Origin of the sequence: Streptomyces sp. NPDC085460 (assembly GCF_044541975.1) — a bacterium.
GTDB lineage: Bacteria > Actinomycetota > Actinomycetes > Streptomycetales > Streptomycetaceae > Streptomyces.
In genome coordinates this window covers 345,331-361,240 of sequence record NZ_JBITTO010000008.1, presented here as the reverse complement: position 1 = coordinate 361,240, position 15,910 = coordinate 345,331, and the positions used below count along the sequence as shown (strand labels likewise).

At 72.6% G+C, this 15,910-nt stretch carries 14 protein-coding genes; 8 read left to right on the top strand and 6 right to left on the bottom strand.

The features are described 5' to 3' along the window. Positions 1-141: 141 nt before the first annotated feature. The 3 genes from ACIGHB_RS22845 (at position 142) to ACIGHB_RS22835 (ending at position 2,519) form a co-directional block, all read left to right on the top strand. Positions 142-708, top strand: coding sequence for an HPP family protein (locus tag ACIGHB_RS22845; RefSeq protein ID WP_399915443.1), 567 nt, complete (start codon positions 142-144; stop codon positions 706-708). Between the two features lie 38 nt (positions 709-746). Beyond that, entirely contained in the window at positions 747-1,214 is a 468-nt protein-coding gene (locus ACIGHB_RS22840) for an NUDIX hydrolase (RefSeq protein WP_360309453.1), read from the top strand. Between the two features lie 141 nt (positions 1,215-1,355). Beyond that, on the top strand, positions 1,356-2,519 hold the full coding sequence (locus ACIGHB_RS22835; RefSeq protein WP_360309451.1) for a serine hydrolase domain-containing protein: 1,164 nt from the start codon (positions 1,356-1,358) through the stop codon (positions 2,517-2,519). 3 nt (positions 2,520-2,522) lie between these two features. On the opposite strand, the gene ACIGHB_RS22830 is transcribed toward ACIGHB_RS22835, so the two are convergent. Beyond that, positions 2,523-3,524, bottom strand: a complete 1,002-nt coding sequence (locus ACIGHB_RS22830; RefSeq protein ID WP_399915441.1) for a hypothetical protein — start codon at positions 3,522-3,524, stop codon at positions 2,523-2,525. A gap of 173 nt (positions 3,525-3,697) precedes the next feature. Beyond that, positions 3,698-6,244, bottom strand: a complete 2,547-nt coding sequence (gene pepN, locus ACIGHB_RS22825; protein WP_360309447.1) for an aminopeptidase N — start codon at positions 6,242-6,244, stop codon at positions 3,698-3,700. Between the two features lie 144 nt (positions 6,245-6,388). Here pepN and ACIGHB_RS22820 point away from each other — a divergent pair, with 144 nt between their 5' ends. Further along, positions 6,389-7,024, top strand: coding sequence for a DsbA family protein (locus ACIGHB_RS22820; RefSeq protein WP_399915439.1), 636 nt, complete (start codon positions 6,389-6,391; stop codon positions 7,022-7,024). A 134-nt stretch (positions 7,025-7,158) separates the two neighbouring features. Here the strand turns inward: ACIGHB_RS22820 and ACIGHB_RS22815 are convergent, their stop codons facing one another. After that, positions 7,159-7,806: a superoxide dismutase gene (locus ACIGHB_RS22815; protein WP_360309443.1), complete on the bottom strand. Its 648-nt coding sequence runs from the start codon at positions 7,804-7,806 to the stop codon at positions 7,159-7,161. 188 nt (positions 7,807-7,994) lie between these two features. On the opposite strand from ACIGHB_RS22815, the gene ACIGHB_RS22810 reads away from it, so the two are divergent. Further along, the gene (locus tag ACIGHB_RS22810) at positions 7,995-8,885 is read left to right on the top strand and encodes a hypothetical protein (RefSeq protein WP_399915436.1); all 891 of its coding nucleotides are present in this window, start codon (positions 7,995-7,997) and stop codon (positions 8,883-8,885) included. Between the two features lie 123 nt (positions 8,886-9,008). Here the strand turns inward: ACIGHB_RS22810 and ACIGHB_RS22805 are convergent, their stop codons facing one another. Both ACIGHB_RS22805 and ACIGHB_RS22800 read right to left on the bottom strand, forming a co-directional pair. Next, the gene (locus ACIGHB_RS22805) at positions 9,009-10,427 is read right to left on the bottom strand and encodes an amino acid permease (protein ID WP_399915434.1); all 1,419 of its coding nucleotides are present in this window, start codon (positions 10,425-10,427) and stop codon (positions 9,009-9,011) included. A 116-nt stretch (positions 10,428-10,543) separates the two neighbouring features. Next, positions 10,544-11,980: an amino acid permease gene (locus ACIGHB_RS22800; RefSeq protein ID WP_360309437.1), complete on the bottom strand. Its 1,437-nt coding sequence runs from the start codon at positions 11,978-11,980 to the stop codon at positions 10,544-10,546. Positions 11,981-12,242: 262 nt separating this feature from the next. Here ACIGHB_RS22800 and ACIGHB_RS22795 point away from each other — a divergent pair, with 262 nt between their 5' ends. After that, positions 12,243-12,839: a biotin transporter BioY gene (locus ACIGHB_RS22795; RefSeq protein WP_399915433.1), complete on the top strand. Its 597-nt coding sequence runs from the start codon at positions 12,243-12,245 to the stop codon at positions 12,837-12,839. 107 nt (positions 12,840-12,946) lie between these two features. Here ACIGHB_RS22795 and ACIGHB_RS22790 read toward each other — a convergent pair whose 3' ends face one another. After that, positions 12,947-14,386: an amino acid permease gene (locus tag ACIGHB_RS22790; protein ID WP_360309433.1), complete on the bottom strand. Its 1,440-nt coding sequence runs from the start codon at positions 14,384-14,386 to the stop codon at positions 12,947-12,949. A gap of 219 nt (positions 14,387-14,605) precedes the next feature. On the opposite strand from ACIGHB_RS22790, the gene ACIGHB_RS22785 reads away from it, so the two are divergent. Beyond that, the gene (locus tag ACIGHB_RS22785) at positions 14,606-15,100 is read left to right on the top strand and encodes a ribose-5-phosphate isomerase (protein WP_360309431.1); all 495 of its coding nucleotides are present in this window, start codon (positions 14,606-14,608) and stop codon (positions 15,098-15,100) included. After that, positions 15,100-15,909 carry an Fpg/Nei family DNA glycosylase gene (locus ACIGHB_RS22780; RefSeq protein ID WP_399915430.1) on the top strand — a complete coding sequence of 270 codons (810 nt, stop codon included), beginning with the start codon at positions 15,100-15,102 and terminating at the stop codon, positions 15,907-15,909. Before ACIGHB_RS22785 ends, ACIGHB_RS22780 begins: the two co-directional genes overlap by 1 nt. The last annotated feature ends 1 nt before the right edge of the window (position 15,910 follow it).

The following is a 15,910-nucleotide window of genomic DNA, read 5'->3' as shown; positions in this document are numbered from 1 at the left end:
GAGACCCCGGCCGCCGGCCCCCCCGCGCCGGTCCGCGCCGCGCACTCCCCGGCCCATCCGACCACCCCCCGAACCCGCACCGCCGCACCACCGCACCTGCCGCCCGCACGCGGACTCCCGATCCACGATCCCGAGGAACCCGTGACCACCAGCACCCCGGCTCCCGAGGCCACCGTGCCCGCGCCGTCCGCGCCCACCGCCCCCGCCCCGCACCCCGCGCCCGCCCCCGTACGCCCCGGGCCGCCGCCCCGCCCGCGCCCGCTCGCGGTCCTCGTCGCCACCGGCGTCAGCACCGCCGCCCTGCTCCTCCTCGTCGCGCTCGGCACCGTCCTGCACCACCCGCTGCTGATCCCGCCGCTCGCCGCGAGCATGGCCCTCGTCGCCGCCTCCCCCGACCTGCCGCTCTCCCAGCCCCGCTCGGTGATCGGCGGCCAGTTCCTCTCCGCGCTCGCCGGCTTCGCCGTCCTCGCGGTCGCGGGACCCGGCCTGTGGAGCGCCGCCGTCGCCGGCGGACTCGCCCTCGGCGTGATGACGCTCGCCCGCGCCCCGCACTCCCCGGCCGCCGCCACCGCCGTGATCGTCGCCCTGGACGCGCCGCGCTTCTGGACCTTCACCGGCCTGCTGCTCGCCTCCTGCGTCCTCCTCGTCGCGGTCGGTCTGCTCGCCGCCCGGGCCGGCCGCCGCCGCTACCCCCTCTACTGGTTCTGACCGGCCCCGCCGCCACCCCCATCGCCTAACCTCGGCCCATGAAACAGGAGTTGAGGGTGGCGGCCTACGCCGTGTGCGTCCGTGACGGAGAGGTCCTCCTCGCCCGCTGGGTCGCCAAGGACGGGACCAGACGCTGGACCCTGCCCGGCGGGGGCATGGACCACGGCGAGGAACCCCTCGCGACCGTCGTCCGCGAGGTCGAGGAGGAGACCGGGTACGCCTCCGAGCCCGTCGCCCTCCTCGGCGTCGACTCCGTCGTACGCGACCGGCTCCCGCGCGTCGGCGCCCCCGGCTCCTGGCAGGGACTCCGCCTCCTCTACGAGGCCCGGATCACCGGCGGCGCCCTCCGCCCCGAGACCGGCGGCTCCACCGACCTCGCGGCCTGGCACCCCCTCGACACCGTGCCCGGCCTCCCCCGGGTCCACCTCGTCGACATCGGCCTCGACCTCTGGCGCGCCCGCCCCCCGCTCGGCCGCTCCCGCCTCAGCGACCCCCGCCGCAACTGACCCCCCACCGCTCTCCCGGCCTCCTTCGCGGGAACGGCCGAAAACGGCTCAACCGTCACGCGGTCGCTCAACCCTCCCGTCCCGCCCCCGGTCCTCCCCGCCGACCGCAGTACCGGATCACCAGGGACACAGGGGAACGCCATGACCGCCACCCGCACCACCCGCACCGTCGTCGCCGCGGCCCTCGCCGCCGGCCTCACCGTCACCGCGCTCGCCGCCCCCGCCCTCGCCGCGAACCCTGCGGCGGCCCCCGCCCCCGTGAAGAAGGACCACACGGCGACCCAGGCTGCACTCGACGCCAACGCCGCCGCCGGCGTCCCCGGGGCCGTCGCCCAGGCCCGCGTCGACGGCCGCTCCTGGACCGGCACGGCCGGCGACCGCGGCGGCGACGACCGCTACCGCGTCGGCTCCATCACCAAGACCTTCGTCGCCACCGTCCTCCTCCAGCTCCAGGCCGAGGGCCGCCTCGACCTCGACGACACGGTCGAGAAGTGGCTCCCCGGCCTCGTCCGCGGCAACGGCCACGACGGGCGGAAGATCACCGTCCGCCAGCTCCTCAACCACACCAGCGGCGTCTACAGCTACACCGAGGACCCCGGCTTCCAGCAGAAGGTCTTCGGCGCCGGCTTCCTGGAGCACCGCTACGACACCTGGAAGCCGCGCGACCTCGTCGCCGTCGCCACCGGTCACGCCCCCGAGTTCGCCCCCGGCACCTCCTGGAGCTACTCCAACACCAACTTCGTCCTGGCCGGCCTCGTCATCGAGGAGGTCACCGGCCGCCCCTACGGCAAGGCCGTCGAGAACCGGATCATCAAGCCCCTCAAGCTCCGCGCCACCAGCGTCCCCGGCACCCGGGTGAACCTCCCGCGGCCCAGCAGCCGCGCCTACTCCACCCTCGGCCCCGACGCGTCCGCCCCCGTCCACGACGTCACCGCGCTCAACCCCTCCCTCGCCCATGCCGCCGGCGAGATGATCTCCGACTCGGCCGACCTCCAGACCTTCTACCGCGCCCTGCTCAAGGGCCGGCTCCTCCCCAAGGCCGAGCTGCGCGAACTCACCACCACCGTGCCGGTCTCGGCCGAGTACCCCGACTTCCGTTACGGCCTCGGCATCTCCTGGCAGAAGCTGAGCTGCGGCACCGAGATCTGGGGCCACGGCGGCGGCATCCACGGCTCGAACTCGGAGGCGTACACCACCCGCGACGGCCGGCACACCCTCGCCGCCAACATCAACGCCGACTGGACCGGCGACACCCAGGCCGTCATCGACGCCGAGTTCTGCGGCACGGTCCCGGCGAAGAAGTAGCGCTCACCGGGGCAGGACGACGACATAGGCGGCGGGCTGCCGCTCCGACGCGGCCATCAGCGCCGTGCGGACCACGGTGGCCTGCTGGTCCATGGCCTCCCGCAGCTTGCGGGGGGTCAGGTGGACCACCGTGATCCCCAGCCGCTCCAGGTGCTCCCGCTTGCGGGTGTACTCGGACCACAGGGCGTCCTCGTCCTGCCGGGGCGCCCGGGTGTCCAGCTCCACCGCCACCGCCTGGTCCGGCCAGTAGGCGTCCACCCCGCCCAGGTGCGGGCCGCCCGGCAGCCGCAGGTCCACGTTCCACAGCGGGTCCGGCAGCGCGAAGTCCCGCACCATCTCGTACAGCCGCTCCTCCGACAGCGCCCGCCCCTCCACGAGCAGCGAGTCCACCGCGTCCACCACGTGCGGCCGGGTCAGCAGCCGCGCCCGGCTCAACTCGCGGACCAGCAGCGGCGGTTCGCAGTGCCCGCCGCGCACGGCCTCGGTCAGCAGACGGCGGACGGTCTCGGCGTCCTGGAGCCCCGAGACGGCGTCCGCGACCGCCCGCGCGACCGGCGCCACCGGCAGCCCGGTCAGCTCCACCGGCTCCGGCGACTCCGGCGTCCGCACCACCCGCGCGAAACCGGTCGAGCGCAGCCGCCGGGTCCGCCCCACCAGCACGTCGATCCGCTCCAGGGCGGTCAGCGGGGGAGCGGAGGAGAAGCCGTGCAGGGCGAGCGCGGCGAGCCCGGTGATCATCGCGCCCGGGCCGTGCAGCGGCGCCTCGCCGTCCCGGCGGGCGTACAGCAGCGCGGCCCGCAGCCGGTCGTCGCTCGTCGGCGCCCCGGCGTGGAGCAGGAAGACGCCCGGCAGCAGCTGCTGCCAGTCGCCGCCGGCCGCGGCCCGCCCGGCGACCTCCGCGGCGGGCACGCCCATGGCCCGCAACTGGGCGGTGGACGCCAGGCGTTGGGTGCGGCCCGCGGGGGAGGAGAGGGGGCGGGGGGTGATGGGGGTGTTCTGGTTCATGCCGGGGGTCTTCCGCTCCCCGGTCCGGTCCTAACGGCCTGTTACAAGGCGGTGGCCGAATCAGCACAAGACGGCGCTAAAGTACGCACGTTCGACTGCCGAGAAGGGCCGCGCGCACCGGCGCCACCCGCCGGAGCGGGGCCCGGGCGTGCGGGCCCCGCTCCGATCGCCGGTCAGTCCTCCAGCGCGTCGCACTCCTGCGCCCGCAGCGCGCGGGCCAGGTCGTCGCGGGCCTCCAGGACGAGCCGCCGGAGCGCCGGAGCCGCGTCCGCGTGCTCCGCCAGCCAGGCGTCGGTCGCCGCCAGGGTCTCCGGACGGTCCTGGAGCGCCGGGTAGAGCCCCCGCACCACGTCCATGCCGATCTGGATCGACCGCTCGGCCCAGATCCGCTCGATCACCGCGAAGTACTTCTCCGCGTACGGGGCGGTCAGTTCGCGCTGCGACGGCTGCGCGAACCCGGCGATCACCGCGCCGGCCAGCGCGTTCGACAGCGCGTCCGACTCGACGACCTGCGCCCACGCCTGCGCCTTGACCGCGGCCGACGGCCGGGCGGCGAGGAGCCGCACCTGGTGGCGCTTGCCGCTCGCGGTGTCGTCGCGGGCCAGCTCCTCGCCGATCCGCGTCTCGTCGGCCCGGCCCACCTCGGCGAGCGTCGAGAGCAGCGCCCAGCGCAGCTCCTGGTCGACGTCGAGGCCGTCGATCCGGGCGGTGCCGGCCAGCAGCCCCTCCAGGAGCTGGAGGTCGGCGTCCGAGGAGGCGGTCGCGGCGAAGAAGCGGGCCCAGGTCAGCTGGTGCTCGCTGCCCGGCTCGGCGAGCCGCAGCTCGCGCAGCCCGCCCTCGGCGAGCAGCCGGCCGCCCTCCGCGCGCCACACCGGCGAGGCGTAGTGGGTGACGGCGGTCCGCGCCCAGGCGTGCAGCATCTGGAGGACGCCGATGTCGGTCTCGCGGCCCGCGAAGGCGAGCACGGCGGCGACGAAGTCGCGGGCCGGCACGATCCCGTCCCGGGTCAGGTTCCACAGCGCCGACCAGCACAGGGCGCGCGCCAGCGGGTCGGTGATGTCGCCGAGGTGGTCGCGGAGGGTGTCGAGGGAGCCCTCGTCGAAGCGGATCTTGCAGTAGGTGAGGTCGTCGTCGTTGACCAGGACGAGCGCCGGACGCTCGCTGCCCGCCAGTCCGTCGACGACGGTCCGGACCCCGGCGACGTCGGTCTCCACGCGCGCGTACCGGACGAGTTCGCCGTCGGACAGCCGGTAGAGGCCGACCGCGACCCGGTGCGGGCGCAGCTCGTCGCCCTCCTGGAGGACGGCGAGCTCGGTGATCCGGCCCTCGGCGTCGTAGGTGAGCTCGGGGGCGAGCACGTTGACGCCGGAGGTCTGGAGCCAGGACTTCGACCAGCTCCGCATGTCCCGGCCGGAGGTCTCCTCCAGGACGGCGAGCAGGTCGGCGAGGCGGGTGTTGCCGTACGCGTGGCGCTTGAAGTAGCGGCGCGCGCCCTCCAGGAAGGCGTCCCGGCCCACGTAGGCGACGAGCTGCTTGAGGACCGAGGCGCCCTTGGCGTACGTGATGCCGTCGAAGTTCAGCTTGGCGTCCTCCAGGTCACGGATGTCGGCCGTGATCGGGTGGGTGGACGGCAGCTGGTCGGCCCGGTAGGCCCACGCCTTGCGGTTGTTGGCGAAGGTGACCCAGCTGTCGGTGAAGCGGGTGGCCTCGGCGAGCGAGAAGGAGCCCATGAAGTCGGCGAACGACTCCTTCAGCCACAGGTCGTCCCACCAGACCATGGTGACGAGGTCGCCGAACCACATGTGGGCCATCTCGTGCAGGATCGTGTTGGCGCGCCGCTCGTAGGCCGCCCGGGTGACCTTGCCCCGGTAGATGTACTCCTCGGTGAAGGTGACCATGCCGGGGTTCTCCATGGCGCCGAGGTTGTACTCGGGCACGAACGCCTGGTCGTACTTGCCGAAGGGGTACGGGTAGTCGAAGGTGTCGTGGAAGAAGTCGAAGCCCTGCTTGGTGACGAGGAAGACGTCGTCCGCGTCGAAGTGCTTCGCGAGCCCCTTGCGGCACATCGCGCCGAGCGGGATCTCGACGTCGCCGCGCCGGTAGGTGTCGGTGACGTAGTGGTAGGGACCGGCCACCACGCAGGTGATGTACGTGGAGATCGGCGCCGTCTCGGCGAACCGCCACACGCCGTCGGCGTCCCGCTCGCCGGCGCCGTTGCTCCACACGTTCCAGCCGTCGGGCGCGGTGACCTCGAAGCGGTACGGGGCCTTGAGGTCGGGCTGCTCGAAGTTGGCGTAGACCCGGCGGGCGTCGGCCGGCTCGTACTGGGTGTACAGGTACACCTCGCCGTCCTCGGGGTCGACGAAGCGGTGCATGCCCTCGCCGGTGCGGCTGTAGGCGCACTGCGCGTCGACGACCAGCACGTTGTCGTCGGCGAGCCCGTCCAGCGCGATCCGGGTGCCGTCGAAGACGGCCGCGGGGTCGAGCGCCCGCCCGTTGAGGGTGACGGCGTTCACCGACGGCGCGACCAGGTCGGCGAAGGTGGCGTCGCCCTCGCCCGTGCGGCGGAAGCGGATCGTCGTCACCGAGCGGAAGGTGCGTACCGCCTCCGTGGACTCGCCGACCGCCGAGCGCAGGTCGAGGGCGACCTCGTAGCCGTCGACGGACAGCAGGGCCGCCCGCTCGTGGGCCTCGTCGCGGGACAGGTTCTCACCGGGCACGGTCACTCCTTCGTGGCGTGTTCGAAACAGCACCGATCCTCCCATGCGCACCTTTCACGGGGCGCACGGGAATGCCGACACGGGCGCGTGGTGTTGCGAGAGGTCGGCGCCATCCGCCCCGTCCGTCCGCATGCGAGGAGTGACATGTCCGAGAGCAGGACCACCGCCGAGTTCTTCTTCGACCCGCTGTGCCCCTGGGCGTGGATGACCTCCCGGTGGATGGTGGAGGTGGAGAAGGTCCGGCCCGTGGACGTGCGCTGGAAGGTGATGAGCCTCGCCGTCCTGAACGAGAACCGGCTGGACGAGCTCCCCGACGAGTACCGCGAGATGCTGGAGACCAGGGCGTGGGGCCCGGTCCGCGTCGTCATAGCGGCCCGGCAGCTGCACGGCGACGAGGTCGTCGGCAAGCTCTACACGGCGCTCGGCACCCGCTTCCACAACGACGGCGAGGGCCCCACCCGCGAGGCCATGGCCGGCGCCCTGCGGGACGTCGGCCTCCCGGAGGACCTGGTGGAGTACGCCGACAAGGACACGTACGACGCCGAGCTGCGCGCCTCCCACGCGGAGGGCATCGAGAAGGTCGGCCAGGACGTCGGCACCCCGGTGATCGCGGTCCCCGGCCCGGACGGCGACGAGGTCGCCTTCTTCGGTCCGGTCGTCACGCCGACCCCGCGCGGCGACGCCGCCGCCCGGCTGTGGGACGGCACGCTCCTCGTCGCCTCCACCCCGGGCTTCTACGAGATCAAGCGCACCCGCACGGCGGCGCCCAGCTTCGAGTAGCCCCCGGCGCATGGAAGAACCCCCGCGATTCACGTCATCGCGGGGGTTCTTCTTTCATCCGCCTGCGAGTGAAGGTTGAGAAGACGATCACGAGCAGGACGAGCGGGGGGCCGCCGGACGGGGCGGCCGGAGGGTCAGAACGAGATCAGCGGCACGCTGGCCTTGGCGGCCTGGTAGCGCTTGTTCACGTCCTGCCAGTTGACGACCTGCCACATGGCGTCGATGAAGTCGACCTTCTGGTTCTTGTACTGGAGGTAGAAGGCGTGCTCCCAGGCGTCGAAGACGAGGACCGGGATGGAGCCCTGGCCGACGTTGCCCTGGTGGTCGTAGACCTGCTCGACGATGAGGCGGCCGCTGACCGGCTCGTAGGCGAGGACGCCCCAGCCGGAGCCCTGGGTGGTCGCCGACGCCTTGGTCAGCTGGGTCTTGAACTTGGCGAAGGAGCCGAAGGACTCGGTGATCGCGTCCGCGAGCTCGCCCACGCCGTCGGCCGCGAGCGGCTCGCCGCCGCCGTCGCCGGCCTTCGGGCTGGCCATGTTGTTCCAGTAGATGGAGTGGAGGATGTGGCCGGAGAGGTGGAAGGCCAGGTTCTTCTCCAGGCCGTTGATGGAGCCCCACTGCTCCTTGTCGCGGGCCTCCTCCAGCTGCTCCAGGGTGTCGTTCGCGCCCTTGACGTAAGCGGCGTGGTGCTTGTCGTGGTGCAGCTCGATGATCTGCGGGTTGATCACCGGCTCCAGCGCCGCGTAGTCGTACGGCAGCTCCGGAAGTGTGTAGATCGCCATGTGTGCCGAGCCCTTCGACTGACTGGTTATTGCAACCTATATGCAAGTGCAGGCTAACAGCACCTGCACACCTTGTTGATCAGCCCTTGGTCCTAGTCCCGTCGCCCCCCGCCGTCTGCTTCCGCGCGCTCCGCCGAACGGCGTAGTCCGCCCTGTCCCGGGCCGTCCAAGATCCATAACGTGCGGGCATGAAGCTCCCCCTGAGATTCGCCGCCGCCGGTGTCCTCGTCGCCCTGCTCGCCGGCTCCGCGCAGGCCGCCGGCCCCTGGCGGCAGGTCGGCGCCGACGCCCGCGGCGGCGTCAGCGGCCTCGCCCACGAGGCCGCCGGCACCGCCCTCGTCGTCCACGACAACAAGCGCTCCGGGCAGCGGCGCCTCTCCCGGCTCGCGTACGGCACGGACCCCGTGACCGTCACCCCGCTGGTCTGGGACGGCGCCGAACCCGTCGACCTGGAGGCGATCGAGGCGATCCCGGGCATGCCGGGGGAGTACCTCGCCGTCGCCGCGCGCGGCATCGTCTACCGCCTGAAGGCCGACGGCACCACCGCCACGGTCGTCGAGTACACCCCGCTGCCCGCGATCGGCCCCGGCGACGACGTCGAGGGCTTCGCGCTCGTCGCCCGCGACGGGCGGTACGCCGCCCTCTGGGCGGACCGCGGCGAGGGCCCGGACCGGCCCGCCACGCTCTACTCCGCCCCGCTGGCCTTCGCCGCGTGGGGCGAGCCGCGGTTCGGCGCCGTCACCCGGCGCGCCTTCACCGCCCCGCACCCCGCGGGCGCCGGGACCCGCCACATCTCCGACATCACCGTCACCGACTCCGGCCGGATCCTGGTCGGCTCGGCGTCGGACGCCGGCGACGACGGCCCCTTCGGCTCCGCCGTGACCGACGCCGGGCAGGTGGTCCTGACCTCCACCGGCGGGGTACGGATCGCCCTCACCGCGCGCCCGGTCCCGCTCGGCACCTTCCCCGGCCACAAGGTCGAGGCCGTCGAGTGCCTGCCCGGCGGGGACGCCCTCCTCGGCACCGACGACGAGAACCTGGGCGGACACGTCCGCACGGCCCCCTACTGCGGGGCCTGACCCCGGACACGCGGACGCCCCGCCGGGCGGCAGGCCCGGCGGGGCGTCGTGACGGGGGAGCGTACGGGGGCGGGCCGGACCTCCTCGGCCGCCGCGGGGTCGGACCTCCTCGGCCGCCGCGGGTCAGACCTCCTCGGCCGCCGCCCCGCGCGCCTTCTGGAGGCCGAAGCCGACCGCCGCGAGGACCAGCGTCAGCGCGCCCGTCGCGTACAGCTGCACCCGGGTGCCCTCCTCGCGGGCCATCAGGAAGAAGATGGCCGCCATGCCGGCGAGCGCCACCCAGGTCAGCACCGGGAACGCCCACATCCGCACGACCAGCTTCTCGGGCGCCTCGCGCTCGGTGCGGCGGCGCAGCACCAGCTGCGAGGCGGCGATGAAGAACCAGACGACGAGGATGATCGCGCCGATCGTGTTGAGCAGCCAGACGAACGCCCTGTCCGGCGACGCGTAGCTCAGCTCCACGCAGGCGAAGCCGATCGCGCAGGAGGCGAGCACCGCCGTGCGCGGCACGCCGCCGAAGGTGCGGCCGAGCGCCTTCGGGCCCTGGCCGCGGGCGACAAGGGAGCGGGCCATGCGGGAGGCGCCGTAGATGTTGGCGTTCATCGCCGAGAGCAGGGCGACCAGGACGACCACGTTCATGATCTGGCCGGCCGCCGGGATGCCCAGGTGGTCGAGGGTGGCGACGTACGGGCCCTTCTCGACGACCGCCTTGTCGTCCCAGGGGACGAGGGTGACGATGACCGCCATGGAGCCGATGTAGAAGAGCGCGATGCGCCACATCGCCGTACGGACCGCCTTGGCGACGCCCTGCACCGGGTGCTCGGACTCGGCCGCGGCGATGGTGACCGTCTCCAGGCCGCCGTACGCGAAGACGGAGGCGAGCAGGCCGACGATCAGGCCCTCGGAGCCGTGGGGGAAGAAGCCGCCGTCACCGGTGAGGTTGGTGGTGCCGGGCGCCTCGGTGCCGGGCAGGGCGCCCACGATGGCGAGGACGCCGATGCCGAGGAAGAGGACGATCGCGCCGACCTTCAGCGCGGCGAACCAGAACTCGAACTCGCCGAAGTTCTTCACCGCCGCCAGGTTGGTGCCGCAGAAGACCAGCATGAAGAGCGCGACCCAGGCCCACTCGGGGGTGCCGGGGAACCAGCCCGTCATGATCTTCGCGGCGCCGATGCCCTCCAGGCCGACGGCCACGCAGAGCAGGAACCAGAAGGCCCAGCCCGCGGTGAAGCCGGCCCACGGGCCGAAGGCGCGCTCGGCGTGGACGGAGAAGGAGCCGGAGGCGGGGTTGGCCGCCGACATCTCGCCGAGCATCCGCATCACCAGCATGACGAGCACGCCGGAGATCGCGTAGGCGACGACGATCGAGGGTCCGGCGGCGGCGATGCCGGCGCCGGAGCCGACGAAGAGGCCGGCGCCGATGACGCCGCCGAGGGCGATCATCGACAGATGGCGCTGCTTGAGGCCGTGGGAGAGGCCCTCGGCGGGCGCGGCGGAGCCGTCCTGGCGGTCGGCCCGCGCGGGCGCGGTGGTCCGAGACATGGGCAACCCTGTTCATAGGCTGAGACGGGGAGGGAAGCCCACAGTCTGGGTGCCCGCACCGCTCAGAGGGAACGGGTGTCCGCTATACGGTCACGAGCTTCACACAAGGTGAAGATCTAGTTCCGTTTCGTCGCGGACGTGCCGGAATCCCCGGATCCGCCCCGGGCCGTACCCCGTGACGCCCGCACCTCGCGCAGCCACGCCACCAGCAGCACGGCCGCCGTGGCCCCCGCCGACCACAGCACCTGCGGCCGCGCCCCGTCGTCGGTCAGCATCAGCACCAGCACCGCGCCCATCGCCGCCAGCGCCGTCCACGTCAGCCACGGGAACGCCCACATCCGCAGCGTCAGCGTCTCCGGGGCCTCCCGCTCGATCCGCGGCCGCAGCCGCAGCTGCGACACCGCGATCAGCGCCCACACGAACAGCAGCACCGCGCCGACCGCGTTGAGCATGTAGAGGAAGACCGAATCCGGCCACTTCAGATTGAGCAGCACCGAGACGAACCCGAAGGCCACCGAGGCGAGCACCGCCCGGCGCGGCACCCCGCCGCCCGACACCCGCAGCAGCCCCTTCGGAGCCTCGCCCCGCTCCGCCAGCGAGAAGACCATCCGCGAGGAGCCGTACAGATTGGCGTTGAGCGCCGACAGCAGCGCCACGAAGACCACCACGTTCATGATCTGGCCCGCGCCCGGCACCCCGATCGTGTCGAGCACCGCCACGTACGGCGACTCGCCCGGCACCATCGACGTCCACGGCAGCAGGGTCACGATCACCAGCATCGAGCCCACGTAGAAGAGGAGGATCCGCCACACGGCGCTGCGCACCGCCCGCGCCACGTTCCGCGCCGGGTCCTCCGACTCGGCCGCCGCGATGGTGACGACCTCCAGACCGCCGAAGGCGAACACCACGGCGAGCACCCCGGAGACGACCCCGGACCAGCCGTTGGGCAGGAAGCCGCCCTGCCCGGTCAGGTTGGCGAGCCCCACCGGGTCCGTGTCCGGCAGCAGGCCGAGGATCGCCAGCGTGCCGAGGATCAGGAAGAGGACGATCGCGCCGACCTTCAGCGCGGCGAACCAGAACTCGAACTCGCCGAAGTTCTTCACCGCCGCCAGGTTCGCCGCCGTGAAGACCACCATGAAGAGCAGCACCCAGCCCCACTGCGGGACCCCGGGCACCCAGCCGTGCGCGATCCGCGCCGCGCCCGTCGCCTCCACCGCGAGCACGACGACCAGCAGGAACCAGTACAGCCAGCCCACCGAGAAGCCGGCCCAGCGGCCGAGGGCACGCTCCGCGTGCACCGAGAACGCCCCGGACGCCGGCATGGCCGCCGACATCTCGCCCAGCATCCGCATCACCAGCATCGCGAGCGCGCCCGCGATCAGGTACGAGAGGACGATGCCGGGTCCGGCGACCGCGATGCCCGCGCCCGAGCCGACGAAGAGGCCGGCGCCGATGACCCCGCCGAGCCCGAGCATCGTCAGGTGACGCTGCTTCAGGCCGTGGGAGAGGGGCTCGGGTTCGGCGAGGGAGCGGGGCGGTGCGTCGTCGCGCATGGTGGGGGACTCGCGCTCTGGGAGGAGGGGAACTTTATGGAGACCCCACAGTGTCTCCGCTGACCACCCTCTGGCGCAAAAGGGGTGCCACGTGCCGACTCGCCAGTGACAAGCGTCACGTGGCGCCGGGCGTCTCGACCGCCCTTTGTCGGAACCCCATGAAGCCCTGGCCCGAGGCTTTGTCGGCGGCTGACGGTGATCGAGCGTTCACTCCTGGCATAGCGTCAACCTGTCCCGACCTCCTCACCCTCGCGGAGTACCGATGAGTAGCACCGCCGCCGCCCCCGTCCGCACCCTCCGTACGGGCACCGTCCTGGCCGATCTCCTGCCCGCGAGCCGCGTCCGCGACGTCGCGCTCGTCGCCGGCGGCGCGGCCCTCACCGGCCTGGCCGCGCAGATCGCGCTCCCGGTCCCCGGCTCCCCGGTCCCGGTCTCCGGCCAGACCTTCGCCGCCCTGCTCGTCGGCACCGCCCTCGGCGCCCGCCGAGGCTTCCTCTCCCTCGCCCTCTACGCCGTCGTCGGCATGGCGGGCGTCCCGTGGTTCGCCGAGGGCGCCTCGGGCTACGCGATGCCGTCCTTCGGCTACATCCTCGGCATGATGCTGGCCGCCACCGTCGTCGGCGCCCTCGCCCGCCGCGGCGCCGACCGCTCGGTCCCGCGCACCGCCGGCGCCATGGTCCTCGGCTCCGCGATCATCTACGCGGTCGGCGTGCCGTACCTGGCCCTCGCCACCGGCATGAGCCTCGGCCAGGCGGTCGCCTCCGGCCTGACCCCCTTCCTCATCGGCGACGCCCTCAAGGCCGCGCTCGCCATGGGCGCCCTCCCGGCCGCCTGGAAGCTCGTCGGCCGCAAGGGCTGACCGTCCGCCGCGCTCTTCGCGGTCCGCCACACACGCCGGAGCCCGGCCCGCCCCTCTCGGGCGGGCCGGGCTCCGGCGTACGGCGTGCGGGCGGTGCCCGGTGGGAGCTAGACCGAGGCGGTCGGCTTCCGGCGCTGCAGGCGCTCCTTCGCCAGGCCCACCGCGACCACGAGCGCCGCGACCAGGGTGGAGAGGAGCACGATCTCGCGGTTGGCGTCGTCGAAGAACATGTAGCCGATCACGAACATGATCAGGCCGGCCGTGGCCCAGGTCAGGTACGGGAACAGCCACATCTTGACGGTCAGCTTCTCCGGCGACTCGCGGAGCAGGATCCCGCGCATCCGCAGCTGGGTGAAGCAGATCACCAGCCACACGAAGAGCGCGATCGCGCCCGAGGAGTTCAGCAGGAAGTTGAAGACCGTGTCCTTGAACGCGTAGTTGAAGTAGACGGCGACGAAGCCGAAGACCACCGAGCTCAGGATCGCGACGGTCGGCACGCCCTTGGCGTTGACCCTGGCGAAGGACTTCGGGGCGTCCCCGCGCTCACCGAGCGAGAAGGCCATCCGGGAGGCGGTGTACAGGCCCGAGTTCAGGCAGGACAGCACGGCGGTCAGGACGATGACCTCCATGATCGTGCCCGCGTTCGCGATGCCGATCGAGTCCAGGGCGGCGACGTACGAGCCCTTCTCGGTGATCGACTTGTCGTTCCACGGCAGCAGGGTCAGCACCACGAAGATGGAACCCAGGTAGAAGATGCCGATCCGCCAGATCACGGAGTTGGTCGCCTTGGTCACCGCGCGGCGCGGGTCCTCGGACTCGCCGGCCGCCAGCGTGACGATCTCGCTGCCCATGAAGGAGAAGACGACCATCAGCACACCGGTCAGCACCGCGCCGTAGCCGTTGGGGAAGAAGCCCCCGGTGTCGGTCAGGTGCGCGAAGCCCGCCCCCGGGTTGTCGGAGCCCGGCAGCACGCCGAAGACGGCCAGCAGGCCGATCACGACGAAGGCGCCGATCGCCACCACCTTGATGCCGGCGAACCAGAACTCGAACTCGCCGTAGGAGGCGACCGAACCCAGGTTGGTGGCCGTGAGGAGCGCCGTCACGATCAGCGCCCACGCCCACTGGGGTACGGCCGGAATCCAGTTCTCCAGGATCACCGCGCCCGCGGTGGCCTCCACGGCGAGCACCACGACCCAGAAGAACCAGTACAGCCAGCCGATGGAGAAACCGGCCCAGCGGCCGAGCGCCTGGTCGGCGTAGGCGGAGAAGGAGCCGGAGTTCGGCCGGGCCGCGGCCATCTCGCCGAGCATCCGCATCACGAAGACGACCATCGCGCCGACGAGGGCGTACGAGATCAGGATCGCGGGGCCCGCCTTGGCGATGCCGCCGCCGGAGCCGACGAAGAGGCCGGCGCCGATGACACCGCCGATCGCGATCATCGACAGGTGGCGGTTCTTGAGACCGGCCTTGAGGCCGTCGGAGGGCGGGGTCTGACCGGGGTCACCGGTGCCGCTGCCTTCCTTGACGAGGGTCGGCTGCGTGTTCATGAACGCTTCCTTCGAATCCGGGGGTGGCTCGGGTCACGAGCCTGAGATATGAAACCTGGCGACGGGCCGGTACGGAAGAGCTAATTCCGGATCGTGATTCGAGCCACGTACAGGACAAAAGGTCCGGACCAGCCCGGGACGGAGGTCCATGACCCGCCGGGACCAAGGTCCCGACCCCGCTGACGCCTGCCCCGTCCCGGCCGTGCCACACTCGAAGCCATGCGCGTCTACATCGGTTCCGACCACGCCGGCTACGAACTCAAGACCCACCTCGTGGAGTGGCTCACCGCCCAGGGCCACGAGCCCGTCGACTGCGGCCCCCACATCTACGACGCCCTCGACGACTACCCGCCGTTCTGCCTCCGCGCCGCCGAGAAGACGGCCGCCGACGCCGGCAGCCTCGGCATCGTCATCGGCGGCTCCGGCAACGGCGAGCAGATCGCCGCCAACAAGGTCAAGGGCGTCCGTGCCGCCCTCGCCTGGAGCGAGCAGACCGCCGCCCTCGGCCGCGAGCACAACAACGCCAACGTCGTCGCCGTCGGCGCCCGCATGCACAGCGAGGAGGAGGCGACCAAGTTCGTCGAGATCTTCCTCGCCACCCCGTACTCCGGTGACGAGCGCCACACCCGCCGCATCGAGATGCTCAGCGCGTACGAGACCACCGGCGAGCTCCCCCCGATCCCGGCCCACCACCCGCAGGAGCCCACCGCCTGATGCCCGAAGGGCACACCATCCACCGGCTGGCCGCCGACCACCGCGAGCGGTTCGGCGGCCGGCCCGTGCGCGTCTCCAGCCCCCAGGGCAAGTTCTCCGACTCCGCCGCCCTCCTCGACGGCGCCACCCTGGAGACCACCGAGGCGCACGGCAAGCACCTCTTCCTCGGCTTCCCCCGCGACGAGTGGATCCACATCCACCTGGGCCTCTTCGGCAAGGTCGCCTTCGGCGACGCCCCCGCGCCCCCGCCGGCCGACACCGTCCGCCTCCGCCTCGCCAACCCCGAGGCGTACGTCGACCTCCGCGGCCCCACCACCTGCGCGCTCATCACCGACGCGGAGAAGGCGGCGATACACGCCCGGCTCGGCCCCGACCCCCTCCGCCCGGCCGACGACCCCGACCGCGCCTGGGCCCGCGTCGCGAAGTCCCGCACCACCATCGCCGCCCTGCTGATGGACCAGAAGATCATCGCCGGCGTCGGCAACGTCTACCGCGCCGAGGTCCTCTTCCGCCACGGCATCGACCCCTACCGCGCCGGCAAGGACCTCACCGCGGGGGAGTGGACCGCGATCTGGGACGACCTGAAGGCCCTCATGCGCGAAGGCGTCCGGCTCAACCGGATCGACACCGTCCGCCCCGAGCACACCCCCGAGGCGATGAACCGCCCGCCCCGCGTCGACGACCACGGCGGCGAGGTCTACGTCTACCGGCGCGCGCACCTGCCCTGCCACCTCTGCGGCACCGGGATCAGAGTCGCCGACCTGGCCGCCAGAAACCTCTTCTGGTGCCCCACCTGCCAGCGACGCTGAC